Origin of the sequence: Pseudomonas sp. PDM17 (genome assembly GCF_014851985.1) — a bacterium.
Classification (GTDB): domain Bacteria; phylum Pseudomonadota; class Gammaproteobacteria; order Pseudomonadales; family Pseudomonadaceae; genus Pseudomonas.
The window spans coordinates 114,695-129,447 of sequence record NZ_JACVAT010000012.1 but is presented as its reverse complement, the minus strand read 5'-3'; the positions used below and the strand labels follow the sequence as shown (position 1 = coordinate 129,447).

Below are 14,753 nucleotides of genomic sequence, written 5' to 3'. Positions count from 1 at the left end.
TGGCTGATTCTAGGATATTTTCAATTCCGATCAAATATTTTATTTGACTATAAGTTTTTACATCGATAAAAACTTGTACCACCACACCGCACCACGACAACAAGAGATCAGTCCATGACCGCCGAACTCGACCAGGCACTGGCCAGCGCCTACGCCGCCGCCGATCCTGCGCAACCCACGCTGATGCAGGGCTTTCCGCCGGCGCCGGAGCAACTCGTCACCTGGCACAACTTCATGCGCCCGCCGTACAACCGCTGGGCCTTCCACAACCTGGGGCGCATCCGCCCGAGCGTCAGTGTGGAGCGCGGGGATCAGGCACCCTCTGCGTTGCAGCGCGGCGCGGTACGCCTCGATGACTTCCACTTCGAAGGCGCCAGCGGCCGCCGTGTGAGCCTGGAGGAACATCTGCAGGCCACCTGCACCGATGGCTGGCTGGTGATGAAGGACGGCGAGGTCGTGCAGGAGCGCTATTTCAACGGCCACGAAGCGCACAAACGACACATCATGTTCTCGGTCACCAAGTCGCTGGTCGGCCTGCTGGCCCAGGAGTTGGTGGAAGACGGCCGCCTCGACGATCGTCGCCTGGCGCTGGACTACGTGCCCGAACTGCGCGGCAGCGCCTTCGGCGACGCGACCGTGCGCCAGCTGCTCGACATGGCCGTGGCCATCGATTACCAGGAGGTTTACGACGACCCCGCATCCGGCAGCTCGCAGTTCGGCTACGCCTGCGGCCTGACCCCGCCGCCGCTCGGCGTGCAGGCTTTCGGTTCGCTCTACGAATACCTCCCCGCCACCCGCAAGAGCGGCGAGCACGGCGGCTTCTTCCACTATGTGACCGCCACCACCGAGGCGCTGGCCTGGGTGATGGAGCGGGCCAGCGGGAGCAGTTGCGCCGAGCAGTTGCGCGATGTGTGGCAGGGCCTGGGCTGCGAACGCGACGGTTTCTTCGTCGCCGACCCCTGGGGCCGCAACGTTGCCGGCGCTGGCTTCAACGCGACCCTGCGCGACATGGCGCGCTACGGCGAGATGGTGCTGCGCGGCGGCCGCGCCAACGGCCGCCAGCTGCTCTCCGGGAAGGCCATCGAGGCCGTGCTGGCCGGTGGCGACCCGGCCATCTACGCCGCCAACGAGGTGTTCTCGCAGTGGAGCCCCGGCGCCACCTACAAGAGCCAGTGGTACGTGTATCCGGGCGAAGCGCTGCTGGCGGTAGGCATCCACGGCCAGTCCCTGTATATCGACTTCGAGCGCCAGGTGGTAATCGTCAAGCAGTCCTCGCTTCCCGAAGCAGAGAGCGTGCTGGACCTCGACAGCCTGCGCCTGATCCGCGCCCTCGCCGCTGCTCTCTGAGGCCCGACGCCATGCGCCCAACCCAGCTCACACGGAAGACCACCATGCACCGCCTGCTGAAGAACTGCGCCGCCGCCCTGCTGCTCGGCAGCCTCGCCGCCGGGACCCAGGCCCAGGAGACAGCCGAAAAACTGGGCGGCCAGCTACGCATCTACAACTGGATCGAATACCTGCCCAAGGACGTGCTGCAGCAGTTCAGGGACGAGACCGGCGTGGAGATCATCTACGACGTCTTCGACAGCCCGCAGACCCTCGAGGCGCGCCTGCTCACCGGCACCGCCGGCTACGACCTGGCCTTCCCCAGCAGCAGCCAGGTGCCGCAGCTGATCACCGCCGGCGCCCTGGAGCCGCTCAAGCGCCAGAGCCTGCCGCACTTTTCCGGCCTCGACGCCAGCTTCATGCGCCAGCGCGAACCCCTGGACCCGGGCAGCCGCTATTCGGTGCCCTACCTCTGGGGCACCACGCTGATCGGCTTCAACAAGGCGAAGGTGGACGCCGCCCTGGGCAGCGACAGTGACATGCGCGACTACGACCTGCTGTTCAAGCCGGAGAACATCGCCAGGCTGTCCAAGTGCGGCGTGGCCTTCCTCGACAGCGCCAACGAGGTCATCCCCATCGTCCTGCACTACCTGGGCCTGGACCCGAACAGCAGCAACCCCGAGGACTACGCCAGGGCCGAGAAGGTGCTGCAGTCGATCCGCCCCTACGTGCGCTACTTCAACTCCGCCAAGTACCCGCAGGACCTCGCCAACGGCGACATCTGCGTGGCCCTGGGCTGGTCCGGCGGCATGCTCGCGGCGCGCAACATGGCCCACGCGGCGGACAACGGCAACGACATCCGCCTGGCCCTGCCGCGCCAGGGCACGCTGATGTGGTCCGACGACATGGTGATCCCCAAGGGGGCGAAGAACGTTGCCCAGGCCCACGCCTTCATCGACTTCCTGCTGCGCCCGGAGGTGATCGCCCGGGTCACCAACCAGATCGGCTATCCCAACCCGACTCCAGCGAGCCTGCCGCTGGTGGACCCGAAGCTGCTCGGTGACCACGACCTGTTCGTGCCCGATGACCAGCGCCACCTGCTGTTCCAGGCCGAGCCGCCGCACAAGCAGGCGCTGCGCCAGCTGACGCGGATCTGGAACCGGATTCGCTCCAGTGTCTGAACCAGGACTGCACCCGACGCTGCATCTGGACGTGGAGATCGGCGACGAGCTGCTGCGCGGTGCGACCGCGCAGGGCCGGCGCATCGACTATCCGATACTGGGCGGCCGCTTCACCGGCAGCAATCCGGATGGCAAAGGCTTCGCCGGATGCATCCCGCCCGGCGGCGCCGATTACTACCTGGAGCGCCACGACGGCTGCGGCGAACTGGACGCCCGCTACAGCCTGCTGTGCAACGACGGCACGCTCATCGAGGTGCATAACACCGGCCTGCTGGTGCTGAGCGAAGCCGGCGTGCAACTGGCCGCGCAACACTGGCCGATCGACCCGCAGCACTACCGCTGTCATTGCGCGCCGCGCTTTCACAGCAAGGATGCGCGCTACGCCTGGATGAGTCGCCACCTGTTTGTCGGGCAGGTCAGCTACCCGGCGGCCAACCGCGTACAGATCGAGTGTTTCCGTATCCACTGACCCATTCCACACAAGGCACCCGAACAGGAGAACCGAAAACCCGAGCGTGACCCCGTAAAAAAGCGACGCCGAGTCACCCCCTCCCCAACCACGACGCTCCCGGGCCGAACCGTATCGTTCGCGCCAGCGGCTTCGTGCGGCCCGGAGAAAGCGCCACCGCGCGGGTGCTCCCCACAAGAACAACAAAGCAGAGCACCGCTTACTTCTGCCATTTCAATCACAACAACGGAGCAGAACCAGCCATGAACCACCCCGTCGTATCGGGCCTGTCCGGCATCGCCTTGCTGGCCCTGGCCCTGCAGGCCCAGGCGATCGACCTGACCCCGGAAACCTTCCTCGACGTCAACGTCGGCCTGGCCAGCGACTACCGCGTCGGCGGCCTGTCCCTGGATCAGGACGAAGGCCCCGTCCTGCTGACCTCCGTGACCCTGGTGCACAAGATCAGCGGCCTGTATGCCGGCGTCTTCACCACCAACGTCGAGATGGGCACCCAGAGCAACCGCGAGTGGGACTACTACGTCGGCATCGCCCGGCCGATCACTGAGAACACGCGTTTCTCGCTGACCTGGGTGAATTACGAATACCCCGGCGACAGCTGGATCAACTTCAGCGAGTGGATCGGCACCCTGGGTTACCGCAACGCCACCATCGGCATCAAATACGCCGACGACCTGCAGAACCCACCCGCCCGCGCCGCCGCTGCGAAGCAGGTGGACCAGCTGATCGACTGGGGCGTGCTGCCCAGGACCGCAGCCATCACCACGCGGCCGAAGGAGCGCACCATCGGCTGGGCCGAGTACGACTTCTACCTGCCCTGGCAGACCAAGCTCAACGTACGCTACGGCCACACCTGGACGTCGGACGAACAGGCCTGGCGCTCGGGCAGCGGCGACTACCGCAGTGGCTACAGCGACTGGGGCGTGGCACTGATCAAACGCGCCTACGGCCTGGAGTGGAAGGCCGCCTACATCGACACCGATCTCTCCGAAGCCGAGTGCAAGAACAACTTCGGCAAGGGCGGCGACTGCCAGGCCACCGTAGTCTTCTCCGCCAGCAAGCGCTTCTGAACCCGACTGAACCCGGCGTGCCACGGCACGCCCCGACGCGAACCACGATCCGAGGTTAGACATGTACAAGAAAGCCCTCGTACGCCCCCTGAGCCTGGGCGTCCTGAGCCTGGCCCTGCTGGTGGCCGGCTGCAGCACCCAGCCGCCCATGGGCGACGGCCCGCCACCGTCGGACCGCAGTTTCCAGCCCTTCTGGGGCAAACGCCTGACCGGCTACATCAAGACCGCCGACGGCACCGAACTGCGCTACTCCGTGCTGCTGCCCAAGGGCGACGGCAAGTTCCCGGTGCTGGTCCGCTACAGCGGCTACGACTCCGGCAGCATCGGCGGCTCGGCCTACCTGGCCGACAACGAGACCTTCTCGGTCGCCATGGACAAGGACCTGGTCGAGCGTGGCTACGCCGTGATGGGCGTACAGGCCCGCGGCACCGGATGCTCCCAGGGCACCTTCGATTTCCTCGGCCCGGAATACGGCACCGACGGCCGCAGCGCCGTGGAATTCGCCGCGCAGCAGAACTGGTCCAACGGCAGCGTCGGCATGTTCGGCTGGTCCTGGGCGGGCATGTCGCAACTGATGACCGCCTCGGAGCGCCCACAGGGCCTCAAGGCCATCGCCCCCGGCATGATCCTGGGTGACGCCTACACCGACAGCTGGTCCCTCGGCGGCGTCCCCAACCAGGGCTTCACCACGTCGTGGCACTGGTTCGTCGACATGCGCTGGGACGCGGTAAAGGCCAGCGCGCAGAGCGAAGGTGACCAGCGCTGCCTGGCGCAGGTCGAGGAAAACAAGGCCAAGGTGGTCAAGTCCTCGCTGATGTACAACCTGATCCGCCACCCCCAGCATGACGAGTGGATGAAGCAGCGCGCACCGCGCGACCGTGCGCAGCTGGTGCAGGTCCCGGTGCTGTCCATGCAGGCCTGGCAGGACGAGGCCGTACTGGCGCGCGAAGGCTTCTACCAGGAACGCCTGGACCCGAAGCAGCTGTGGATGCTGCAGACCAGCGGCGGGCACAACCTGTATGAGTCCGAGCGCTTCCGCCAGGAGAAGCTCTACCCCTTCCTCGACCACTTCGTGAAGGGCGAGCAGAACGGCTTCGAACAGAGCAAACACCTGGAGATCTGGCAGGAAACCGTCGCCGACAACCGCGAGGGCCGCCACCAGCCCAACGAGACCGCGCGTCCGGGTTGGAGCATCGCCCGTGACCACTACCCGCTGCCGGTGAAACCGGTGAGCTTCGCCCTGAGCGAAGACGGCAAGCTGATCGAGGGTGGCAAAGGAACCGGTGCGCCGGATGCGTATATCTACCCGATCCCCGGCCCGGAGGTGAACACCTACCTCAAGGACCACGCCTGGGGCTGGCAGCACCCGCTGTGGAAGCAAGGCAGCGTTGCCTATACCAGCGACGAGTTCGAGCGCGATTTCCTCAGCTATGGCAGCGCCAGCGCGGACATCTGGCTGTCCACCTTCCTCGCCCCGGATACCGACCTGCAGGTGACCATCACCGAGGTCCGCCCGGACGAGCAGGAAGTCTTCGTCCAGCGCGGCTGGCTGCGCATGTCCAACCGCCAGCTGGACGAGAGCAAGTCCAGCGAACTGCGCCCGCAGCAACTCAACGACCCGGACGGCATCCAGCCGATGCTGCCCAACGTGCCGGCGCTGGGCCGGGTGGAGATCCCACCGTTCTCCCACCCGTTCCGCAAGGGCTCGAAGCTGCGCATCTGGATCGACGCCCCGTCCAACACCGGCGGCTACGGCTTCGTCTACTACTCGCTGGCCAGCCGCAACAGCGTCTACCACGACGCCCAGCATCCCTCGCGCCTGGTCCTGGGCGAGCTGAGCGGCGTGAAGATCCCGGAAGACCTGCCCCAGTGCGGCACGCTGCTCAAGCAGCCCTGCCGACATGACCCGCTGTCGTCCTTCCCGCCCTTCTGATTGACACGCCGCCCCTGCCCGGCGGGGGCGGCACCACTCACGTAAAGGATTCGAATCGATGACCATTCGACACGCCGCTTCACGTCTGCAGAAAGCCCTCTTCCTGGCGGTGCTGACCGTCGCCCTGCCCCTCGCCCAGGCCGCCGAGCTCAAGGAAAAGATCCCCAATCGACTGACCCACGAACTGGTCATGCAGATCGACGTCCAGCTCGGCCCGCGCGAGGACATGGGCAAGGGTCCGGACGGCCAGCGCATCAACTACCCGATCATCGGCGGCACCTTCAACGGCCAGGGTATGCAGGGCAGCGTGGTGCCCGGCGGCGCCGACATGTCGGTGACCCGCGAGGACGGCGTAACGCTGATCAACGCGCTGTACCGCCTGAAGACCGACGACGGCCAGATCATCATCATCGACAACGGCGGCATCTGGCGCCTCAACGAATCGGGACTGGCGAAAAAGGCCAAGGGCCTGGAGTTGCGCGATATGAAGGAAAGCGACTTCTACTGCCGCACCTCGCCCAGGTTCAGGACCCAGCCCGGCGCCCACGCCTGGCTCAACGACTACGTGTTCGTCGGCACCATCGACGGCGTCAGCGAACATGAAGTGCTGATCAGCGTTTACAAGGTCGGCGGCGCCTGATGCCGCCAGGGCGCAAGCGTTCCCCAGCTCCTTTGGCTTGCGCCCGATTTTCCATCCCGACCTGCGCCAGGGGCGGGGTCGCTGTCACTGCGGACGCAGCCAACTCAGCCCTGCGCCTGCCAGAAGTAACCGGGTGCGAGACACAGACCGCTCGCCGCGATCACATCAAATGCTAATCAATTGCATTTACAGCCTCAGGATGAATCAGTAGACTCCGCCGCCAGACACTGGAAGCCACGGTTGATGAGGCCTGCAGCATGGAATGGAACGGAATCAATCTGCGCTGGGCCTATACCGACCTCCTGCTGGGCCTGAGCCGCAAGACCCAATGCATGCAGCTCGCCTATGACGTGCTGCACGACGCCTTCATCCGTTTCGTCCTTGCCAGCCAACGCACCGCCATCGACCAGCCCAATGCCTACCTGCGGCGAGTCGCACATTCCGTCCTGATCGATCACTACCGTGACGCCTCGCGCTTCTACCCCCTGCCGGAGGGGGACCTCGAGCCCTGGATGGATACCCGTGAGGATGCCGAGTTCGCGCCTTCCGCCGAACACCTGGCCGATCTGCAGCAGCGTCTGGTAGCCATCCAGCGCATTCTCGAGTGCCTGCCGTCGCGCTGCCGGGAAGTCTTCTGGCTGGTGCGGATCGAAGGTCACCGCCAGGTGGAAGTCGCCCGCATGCTGGGCATCAATATTTCCATGGTGGAGCGCCACCTCGTTCGTGCCTTGCTGAATCTGCGCGATGCCCGCGAGCAACTGGCCTCATGACCAGCAGCCGACACCAGGCTGCGCGCTGGTTCACCCGTCTGCTGGACCTGCCCGGCGACCATCCCGAGCGCCAGGCCTTCACCCGCTGGCTTGCCGCCGACCCGCAGAACGCCCGTGAGTACCAGGCCTTCAGCGAGCTCTGGGGCAACTTCTCGAGCACCCCGCAAACCCAGGCGCTGGCCGGCGCCATGGAGAACCTGAGCCGCCGGCGCTTCGTGCGCAACGGTGCAATGGGCGGCCTGCTGCTGGCCGTCGCCGCCGGTTGGCTGGTGTCGATGCGCAGCCGCCAGGGTGAACAGATGCTGATGACCGGCATCGGCGAGCAACGCCACATCACGCTGGAGGATGGCAGCGACGTCTTCCTCGACGCCGACACCCGGCTACATGTCCTGTTCAGCGAATCGACCCGCCAGGTTTTCCTGCTGCGAGGCCGCGCGATATTCAGCGTGCAGCATGCCCCCTCGCGCCCCTTCGTGGTCGATGCCGGCGCCGCCCAGGTACGCGTACTCGGCACGCGATTCGTCGTCGAGCGGCTGGAGCCGCAGGTGCGCGTCAGCGTCGCCGAGGGACGGGTCGAGTTCTCCAGTGCCGGCCAGCGCATGGTGCTCGAGCGTGACCAGGTGGGTGAGCTCGATGCTGGGGGAAAACTGCATCCCCTGCAGCGTTCGGCCATCAGTGCCTTCAGCTTCGCCAAAGGCAATCTGCAGTTCGAGCGAGCCAGCCTGGGCGAGATCGCCATCACGCTGTCGCGCTACCGGGAAACACCGGTGAAGGCACTGCAGCCGGCCACGCAATCGATCACTGCGGTGGTCCAGTTGGCCGATGTGGAGAGCTTCCTCGCCTTGCTGCCCGAGCTGGCCGATATCCGCATCGAGCAAAGCGGCGGCGCCACGCTGCTACTTCCTCGCTGATTTTCATCCGCACCAGGTAGGGGTTTCTTCGCGCAGCTCCGTCATTGGTTATCCCAGTCCCTGACGAGCTTTTCCATGAAGCCCATTTCCCTCAAGTCCCTGGCGGTCTCCAGCGCCCTGGCAATCTCCCTCAATGCGTTCGCCGCGCCGGTAGCGCTGGACCTTCCCCGGCAGTCCCTGGCGACGTCGCTCAAGCAACTGGCGAACCTCGCCGGCGTGACCCTGGCGATGGATGACCAGTTGGTGGCGGAGCGCACCGCCCCCGCCATCAAAGGCGACTACGAATTCAGCAGCGCACTGGACGAATTGCTCGCTGGCTCAGGCCTGGGCGTCCGTCAGCAGGGCGGTGCATGGCTGATCGTCCGCCGCGGTTCCTCCGACGTACTGGACCTCTCCTCCACTACCGTCAGCGGTCGCAGCCTGGGCTCTACCACCGAAGGCTCGCACTCCTATGCCACCCGGGCCATCACCATCGGAAAGGGCGAGCAGTCGCTGCTGGAAACCCCGCAGTCGGTCACCGTCATCACGCGCCAGCGCATGGATGACCAGAACATGAACAACCTGCAGGACGCGATGCGTCAGGTCACCGGCGCCACGGTGAAGACCTACAACACCGGCTCCAGCCTCAACGACGTGTACATGCGCGGCTTCCTGGTCGATCAGGTGCAGGTCGACGGGGTGTCGCAGATCACCGGCCAGGGCGACATGGCAACCAGCTTCGACCTGGCCATGTACGACCGCGTCGAAGTGCTGCGTGGTCCGGGTGGCCTGTACGCCGGGTCCGGCGAGCCGGCCGGCACCATCAACCTGGTGCGCAAGCGCGCGCTGGGAACGTTCGGCCTGAGCGGGGAAATGGCCGCCGGCTCCTGGGACCGCTACCGCAGCATGGTCGACGTCACCGGTCCGCTGAACGACGAAGGCACGATCCGTGGTCGCTCGGTCATGGCCTATGAGCACAACAAGTCCTTCGTCGACTACGTGCAGAACGAACGCCCGATGTTCTACGGGCGCCTGGAAATGGACCTGGACCCAAGCACCACCCTGTCGCTGGGCGGTGCCTACCAGAAGAACAATTCCACTCCGGCCTTCGGCCTGCCGGCCTATGCCGACGGCACCCTGCTCGACGTGCCGCGCTCCACCTACGTCGATGCGAAGTGGAACCGCATGAAGGAAGAGACCTGGGAGGCCTTCTCCGAGCTCGACCACACCCTTGACAACGGTGGCCAGTGGAAGACCTCACTGACCTATCGCGACGCACGCCTGCCCCAGCGCGAATTCAGCTGGACCACCTGGGTGGTCAATCCCGATACCCAGACCGCCGACGCGGCACGTTATTCGTACTACGAGCGGATCAAGACGCTGGGCCTGGACAGCTTCGTCACCACGCCCTTCAGCCTGGCCGGCCGCACCCACGAACTCACCCTCGGCGGCGAGTACCAGCACCTGGACAAGGCCTTCACCTATGGCTCGGTGGACCTGGACAACGATGGCTATGCCGACGAGGTACCGATCGGCATCGACGGCGCCAACGACCTGCCGCGCCTGGACATGCCGCACACCAACTTCAACTACACCAAGAGCCGCCAATACGGCCTCTACGGCCGCACCAAGCTCAGCGTGACCGACGAGCTGGACGTGATCCTCGGCTCCCGCGTGACCTGGTACGACGCCGATGCGAAGAACGCCAACACCTTCTTCAACAACTTCGGTTCGCCCTCGACCCAGACCAACGCCAAGGTCATTCCCTACGGCGCGCTGATCTACAAGCTCACCCCGACCCTGGCCGCCTACGCCAGCTACACCAGCGTGTTCAAGCCGCAGAGCGAGACGGACGCCAGCGGCGAGAAGATGATCGCGCCGCACAAGGGCAAGCAGTACGAAGTCGGCCTGAAACAGGAGCTGATGGACGGCCGCCTGAATGCCTCGGTCGCCCTGTTCCGCATCTACGACGAGAACCGCGCCCAGTGGTCCGGCAGCCCGGTGAACGCCTACGAGGCGCAGGGCAAGGTGCGCAGCCAGGGCTGGGAAGCCGAGCTGACCGGCAACCTGACCGACAACTGGAGCATCGTCACCGGCTATGCCTTCACCATGACCCGCCTGCTGGACGACGATCCGAACAACGGCCTGAGCTCCGGCGACACCTTCAGCACCATCACGCCGAAGCACAACTTCAACCTGTGGTCGAAGTACGAATTCCTCGACGGCACGCTGAAGGGCTTCCATGTGGCCGGCGGCACCCGCGTGGTCAGCGAGACGCTCTACACCCGCAACAACACCGACTTCGTGCAGCCCGGCTATGCGGTCTCCACCGCCCAGCTCGGTTACCGGTTCAACGAGCACCTGAGCTCTACGCTCACCGCCAACAACCTCTTCGACCGCAAGTACTACGAGCGAGTAGACAGTGCCTGGGGTTCGAACTTCTACGGCGAGCCGCGCAACCTGATGCTGACCCTGCGCGGCACCTATTGAGCGCTGGCGTTCCCACCTTCAGGGTGGGAACGCAACTCCGCCGGAACTTCACTGCGCAACCCTTCCACCGCGCGCCAGGCCGTGTCCCGAGCGCGCCTCAGCACCGCGCTCTTCCATTGGTCCGTGTCGATGTAGAAGGCATCGCGCAGCTGCTGCTTGATCCGCCGCACCTTGGCCGCCGGCGCATCGGGCGTGCGGTGCAGCCACTGGTCCGCGCGCAGCGCTTCGAGCACCTGCGGGCCGGGCACGGTGCCGAACTCCAGGCTCATGGAAATCAGCAGCGCCTGCGGGCATTCCTCGAACGCCGCATGCACCAGCTTGCCGCTGAGCTTCACCGAGACGCTGTTGCCCTCCTCCGTCGAGCGCACCTCGTCGCCCCACCAGGCGCGGGCACGGACCAGCGCTTCCGGGCGCGGATCTCCCGAGTAGATGTACTCGCCGTAGCCGCTCGGGCCGAGGCCGGTGTGCACATCGATCCAGGCCATCTCGCGGCATTGCCGGCCATGCTGGCGCAGCACTTCGCGCACGGTGCGGTTGCTCCACGTCGGCTGCGAGCCGGAGAAGAACAGCCCATCGGGATGGCTGGCCTGGCCGGATGAGATAGCCTTCTGCAACTCCCAGCGGCCATGGCGCAGCGCGTAGCCGAGCAGACGCAGGCGCCCGAGCGGGCTGGGCCAGCGACGCGGCGCGAGCACCGGGTCCAGCTGCGCGTAGCCGGGGTTCTGCGGCGCCGCCTGGGTGAAGTCACGGAAGTTGCGATTGAGGTCGACGTTCTCCTGGGTCCAGCGGCGCCACCAGGAAAACCCGTAGGGGTTGGCGGCATGCAGGTAGAGCACCGCGCAGTCGTTGCGGCGCGCGTGCTCGCGCCATGCCGCATCGGCGAGCAGGGCGCTCTGCACGCCCGAGCCGCAGAAGCCTTCGACGCCATGGCAACCGCTGCTGATGATCAGCAGGCGTTTGGCATCCAGCGGTCCTTCACGGACGACGTCCACCGCCAGCGTCTCGCCGTCGCGCCCGGTGAGCGGGTGGACGTGGGACTCCACCAGCAGGCTGGCGGCCGCGCAGGCGTCGAGGAACTTGCCGCGCGCCTGGGCGTAGCTCTGGGAGAAATACGACGATGCATTCATGGGAACTCCGGCCGTTTCCTGGGGCAGATGGCGGCCGGCAGGATGCATCAGCGCGAAAGCGCGGAGTAATGATCTCTACACATGAGCATTGAGGCTGGTTATGCCTGCTCCGCGCGGAAAGCGGCGACCATTTCCTCGGCCAGCAACTGGGCTTCGCGGGTCATCAGCTCCTGCGGCCGGGTGACCAACGAGATGCTCGCCACCGGCGTAGCCTCGGCGATCCGCAAGGGCTCCAGCACCTGGGCCACCATCGGCAGGCCGAGCATGCGCTGCGACCAGAAACTTACCGCATCGGTGTTGGCCGCCAGCTCCAGATAGAGCAGCGACGAGGAGCATTCGGTGATGCGCTTGGGTGGCGCCACCTGCCGTTCACGGAAGAACTGCCCGGCCAGGGCGACTTCCAGCGGGTCGGAGAGCAGCCATTCGAGGTCGAGCAGCTCGTGCAGCGATTGCGCCCCCGCCAGCGGATGGCCCTTGCGCACCGCCAGCGCCGAGGGTTGCGGCGCCAGCTCGCACCAGACCTGCCCGTCGGCCTGCTCCGCCACTGGCTGGGTGGTCAGCACCAGGTCCAGCCGGCCCTCCTTCAGCCCTTCGAACAACTGCAGCGAACGCAGCTCGAAGATCTGCAGCTGCACGTTGGGGTACAGCTCGCGGTAGCGCCGGAAGCAGTTGGCGAAGGCGCGATTGGGCGTCACCGGCGACACGCCGATGGCCACGCGGCCGGCCATCTCGCCCTTCAGGGTATCGATCTCGTCACGCGCGCGGCGCACTTCCTCGGTGACCAGTCGGGCCATGCTCACCAGCCGCTCGCCATAAGGCGTGACCGTCACCCCACGATTGGAGCGGACCAGTAGCGGCACACCCAGCTCACCTTCCAGCTCCTTCACCGCCTTGGACAGCGACGGCTGGGTGACGTCGAGCAGCCGCGAGGCTTCCTGGATGCTGCCGCTCTCGGCGATGGTGCGCAGGGCGCGCAATTGATGCAGTTTCATGGCGAGATCCGACCAGTTCCTCGAAGTCGCGCCACCTTAACCAGTATCGGGCCTGCATGAAAGAAGCCGGGCAACGCCCGGCTTCGTGCAGACCGTCGATCACTCCGCCATGTTCAGGTCCGGCAGCGGCTGCTGGAACATCCGCGTGGCGCTGGCCAGACAGACGAGGCCCAGGCCCATCCAGGCAAAACCGATCATGAAGGACATCCCCGACAGGCTCGACCAGAGCCAGATGGTGCTGAGGAAGCCCACCGCCGGCAGCGCGCCGTAGCGCAGGTAGTTGCCCTTGCCGGTGAGGCGCTGGTCGACCAGATAGTGCTTGATCACGGCCAGGTTCACTGCAGAGAAGGCGAACAGCGCGCCGAAGCTGATCATGTTGGCGACCGTATCCAGGGTGACGAACAGGGCGATCAGCGACAGCAGGCTGATCAGCAGGATCGCCGTGGCCGGCACGCGCTTCTTCGTCACCAGCTTGCCGAACACGCGGGGCAGCGCACCGTCCCGGCCCATGGCGAACAGCACGCGGGAAACGCTGGCCTGGGACACCATCGCCGAGGCGAAGCAGCCGGCCACGTAGGTAGCGGTGAAGAAGGTCACCAGCCACTCGCCGCCGATGCGGCGCAGCACGTCCAGCGAAGCCGAGTCGGCATCGGTGAGCGCCTGCCACTCGGGGAATACCAGCTGGCCGAAGTAGGCCATGACGATGAACAGCACGCCGCCGATCAGGGTCACCAGCATGATCGCCGCGGGAATCTGCCGGCGCGGTTCGGGGGTCTCCTCGGCCATGGTCGACACGGCGTCGAAGCCGAGGAACGACAGGCACAGCACCGCCGCGCCGGACATCACCAGCGGCAGGCTGAAGTGCTCGTCATAGAAGGGCTGGACCAGCGGCACGGGTTCTGCCTGGGCCCCCAGATGGCTCAGCGACAGCGCGATGAATACCACCACGAAGACCATCTGCGCGACGATCAGCACCCAGTTGACGCGGGTGATGGATTCGATGCCGACGAGGTTGAGCAGGGTCACCAGCACGATGGATCCGAGAATCCATACCGACAGCGGCACCGAGGGGAAATAGTCGGTCATGTAGATGCCGATCAGCAGGTAGCTCAAGAGCGGCAGGAAGATGTAGTCCAGCAGCAGCGTCCACCCGGCGAGGAAGCCGAACGCTGCGCCGAAGGTCTTGCGCGTGTAGCTGTAGACCGAGCCCGAATAAGGGTGCGCCTGCACCATGCGCCCGTAGCTGTAGGCGGTCAGCAGCATCGCGGCGAGCGTGAAGAGATAGGCCGTCGGCAGGTGGCCCTGACTCATGCGGGTGACCAGGCCGTAGGTGGTGAACACCGCCAGCGGCACCATGTAGGCCAGGCCGAAAAGCACCAGCGCCGGGATGCCCAGCGATTTGCGGAAGGACCGTGCAGACGGTTCGTGGGTTTTATGGGCAGGCAAGGAAGTAGCGGACGTGCTTGTTGTTTTTTTCATGGCTGACTCATGGACGGCGAGCGACGGGCGCTCGTTGGACTGGAACGGCGTGATGCCGGTCGAGGCTTCCTGGGCAGCGGACGGGCGCCCGGCGATTCAGCCGGAGCGAAGCTTCGGGCAGCCGCTGCGGGAGGAATTCAGCGTAGGTCGTTCGGGGCGCCCCGGCAGGTATGCGGGGCCGGGAAAACCGGGAGGCATTGCGCCGAACGCACGCCCTCCCGCGTGGCAGAACCGGAGTCGCCGTTCACTGCGTCGTCGATGAAAGTCTGCGCTGCAAAACACTGCCGCCACTCGTTGAACGCTTGCACCTGGGCACTCCTGCTGGCCGCCTCGAAGGACGTTGTTGTTCGAATGGGGGCGCATGGTGCTTCAGCTCGTCGCCGAGGAAA

Annotated in this window: 12 protein-coding genes; 9 read left to right on the top strand and 3 right to left on the bottom strand. The window is 65.8% G+C overall.

Annotated features, from left to right (window positions below; translation table 11 throughout):
• The first annotated feature begins 114 nt into the window (after nucleotides 1–114).
• The 9 genes from IB256_RS29890 (at nucleotide 115) to IB256_RS29850 (ending at nucleotide 10,766) form a co-directional block, all read left to right on the top strand.
• Complete coding sequence (locus IB256_RS29890; RefSeq protein ID WP_081518405.1) at nucleotides 115–1,347, top strand: serine hydrolase domain-containing protein; 1,233 nt, start codon at nucleotides 115–117, stop codon at nucleotides 1,345–1,347.
• A gap of 44 nt (nucleotides 1,348–1,391) precedes the next feature.
• A complete protein-coding gene (locus IB256_RS29885; protein WP_192404950.1) occupies nucleotides 1,392–2,507 on the top strand; it encodes an extracellular solute-binding protein in 1,116 nt (371 codons plus the stop codon).
• Nucleotides 2,500–2,976 carry a DUF3237 domain-containing protein gene (locus IB256_RS29880; RefSeq protein ID WP_081518407.1) on the top strand — a complete coding sequence of 159 codons (477 nt, stop codon included), beginning with the start codon at nucleotides 2,500–2,502 and terminating at the stop codon, nucleotides 2,974–2,976. The genes IB256_RS29885 and IB256_RS29880 overlap by 8 nt, the downstream gene beginning before the upstream one ends.
• 242 nt (nucleotides 2,977–3,218) lie before the next feature.
• Nucleotides 3,219–4,043 carry a TorF family putative porin gene (locus IB256_RS29875; protein WP_192404949.1) on the top strand — a complete coding sequence of 275 codons (825 nt, stop codon included), beginning with the start codon at nucleotides 3,219–3,221 and terminating at the stop codon, nucleotides 4,041–4,043.
• A gap of 61 nt (nucleotides 4,044–4,104) precedes the next feature.
• Nucleotides 4,105–5,976, top strand: coding sequence for a CocE/NonD family hydrolase (locus tag IB256_RS29870; RefSeq protein ID WP_192404948.1), 1,872 nt, complete (start codon nucleotides 4,105–4,107; stop codon nucleotides 5,974–5,976).
• Nucleotides 5,977–6,034: 58 nt separating this feature from the next.
• Nucleotides 6,035–6,616, top strand: a complete 582-nt coding sequence (locus tag IB256_RS29865; RefSeq protein ID WP_081518410.1) for a DUF3237 domain-containing protein — start codon at nucleotides 6,035–6,037, stop codon at nucleotides 6,614–6,616.
• Between the two features lie 257 nt (nucleotides 6,617–6,873).
• Nucleotides 6,874–7,386, top strand: a complete 513-nt coding sequence (locus IB256_RS29860) for an RNA polymerase sigma factor (protein WP_081518411.1) — start codon at nucleotides 6,874–6,876, stop codon at nucleotides 7,384–7,386.
• On the top strand, nucleotides 7,383–8,297 hold the full coding sequence (locus IB256_RS29855) for a FecR family protein (protein WP_081518412.1): 915 nt from the start codon (nucleotides 7,383–7,385) through the stop codon (nucleotides 8,295–8,297). The genes IB256_RS29860 and IB256_RS29855 overlap by 4 nt, the downstream gene beginning before the upstream one ends.
• Nucleotides 8,298–8,372: 75 nt before the next feature.
• Entirely contained in the window at nucleotides 8,373–10,766 is a 2,394-nt protein-coding gene (locus tag IB256_RS29850; RefSeq protein ID WP_192295310.1) for a TonB-dependent siderophore receptor, read from the top strand.
• On the opposite strand, the gene IB256_RS29845 is transcribed toward IB256_RS29850, so the two are convergent.
• The 3 genes from IB256_RS29845 to IB256_RS29835 form a co-directional block, all read right to left on the bottom strand.
• Nucleotides 10,760–11,893: a M14 family metallopeptidase gene (locus IB256_RS29845; RefSeq protein ID WP_192404947.1), complete on the bottom strand. Its 1,134-nt coding sequence runs from the start codon at nucleotides 11,891–11,893 to the stop codon at nucleotides 10,760–10,762. The genes IB256_RS29850 and IB256_RS29845 overlap by 7 nt on opposite strands.
• Before the next feature lie 98 nt (nucleotides 11,894–11,991).
• Nucleotides 11,992–12,885, bottom strand: a complete 894-nt coding sequence (locus IB256_RS29840) for a LysR family transcriptional regulator (RefSeq protein ID WP_192295308.1) — start codon at nucleotides 12,883–12,885, stop codon at nucleotides 11,992–11,994.
• A gap of 99 nt (nucleotides 12,886–12,984) precedes the next feature.
• Nucleotides 12,985–14,364 (bottom strand): APC family permease, encoded by a 1,380-nt coding sequence (locus tag IB256_RS29835; protein WP_192404946.1) that lies wholly within the window; start codon nucleotides 14,362–14,364, stop codon nucleotides 12,985–12,987.
• Between the last annotated feature and the right edge of the window lie 389 nt (nucleotides 14,365–14,753).

Bases quoted from the DNA above. Each gene is read 5' to 3' on its own strand.
- IB256_RS29890 (WP_081518405.1), top strand. From the start codon at position 115: ATGACCGCCGAACTCGACCAGGCACTGGCCAGCGCCTACGCCGCCGCC.
- IB256_RS29885 (WP_192404950.1), top strand. From the start codon at position 1,392: ATGCACCGCCTGCTGAAGAACTGCGCCGCCGCCCTGCTGCTCGGCAGC.
- IB256_RS29875 (WP_192404949.1), top strand. From the start codon at position 3,219: ATGAACCACCCCGTCGTATCGGGCCTGTCCGGCATCGCCTTGCTGGCC.
- IB256_RS29870 (WP_192404948.1), top strand. From the start codon at position 4,105: ATGTACAAGAAAGCCCTCGTACGCCCCCTGAGCCTGGGCGTCCTGAGC.
- IB256_RS29865 (WP_081518410.1), top strand. From the start codon at position 6,035: ATGACCATTCGACACGCCGCTTCACGTCTGCAGAAAGCCCTCTTCCTG.
- IB256_RS29860 (WP_081518411.1), top strand. From the start codon at position 6,874: ATGGAATGGAACGGAATCAATCTGCGCTGGGCCTATACCGACCTCCTG.
- IB256_RS29855 (WP_081518412.1), top strand. From the start codon at position 7,383: ATGACCAGCAGCCGACACCAGGCTGCGCGCTGGTTCACCCGTCTGCTG.
- IB256_RS29850 (WP_192295310.1), top strand. From the start codon at position 8,373: ATGAAGCCCATTTCCCTCAAGTCCCTGGCGGTCTCCAGCGCCCTGGCA.
- IB256_RS29845 (WP_192404947.1), bottom strand. From the start codon at position 11,893: ATGAATGCATCGTCGTATTTCTCCCAGAGCTACGCCCAGGCGCGCGGC.
- IB256_RS29840 (WP_192295308.1), bottom strand. From the start codon at position 12,885: ATGAAACTGCATCAATTGCGCGCCCTGCGCACCATCGCCGAGAGCGGC.
- IB256_RS29835 (WP_192404946.1), bottom strand. From the start codon at position 14,364: ATGAAAAAAACAACAAGCACGTCCGCTACTTCCTTGCCTGCCCATAAA.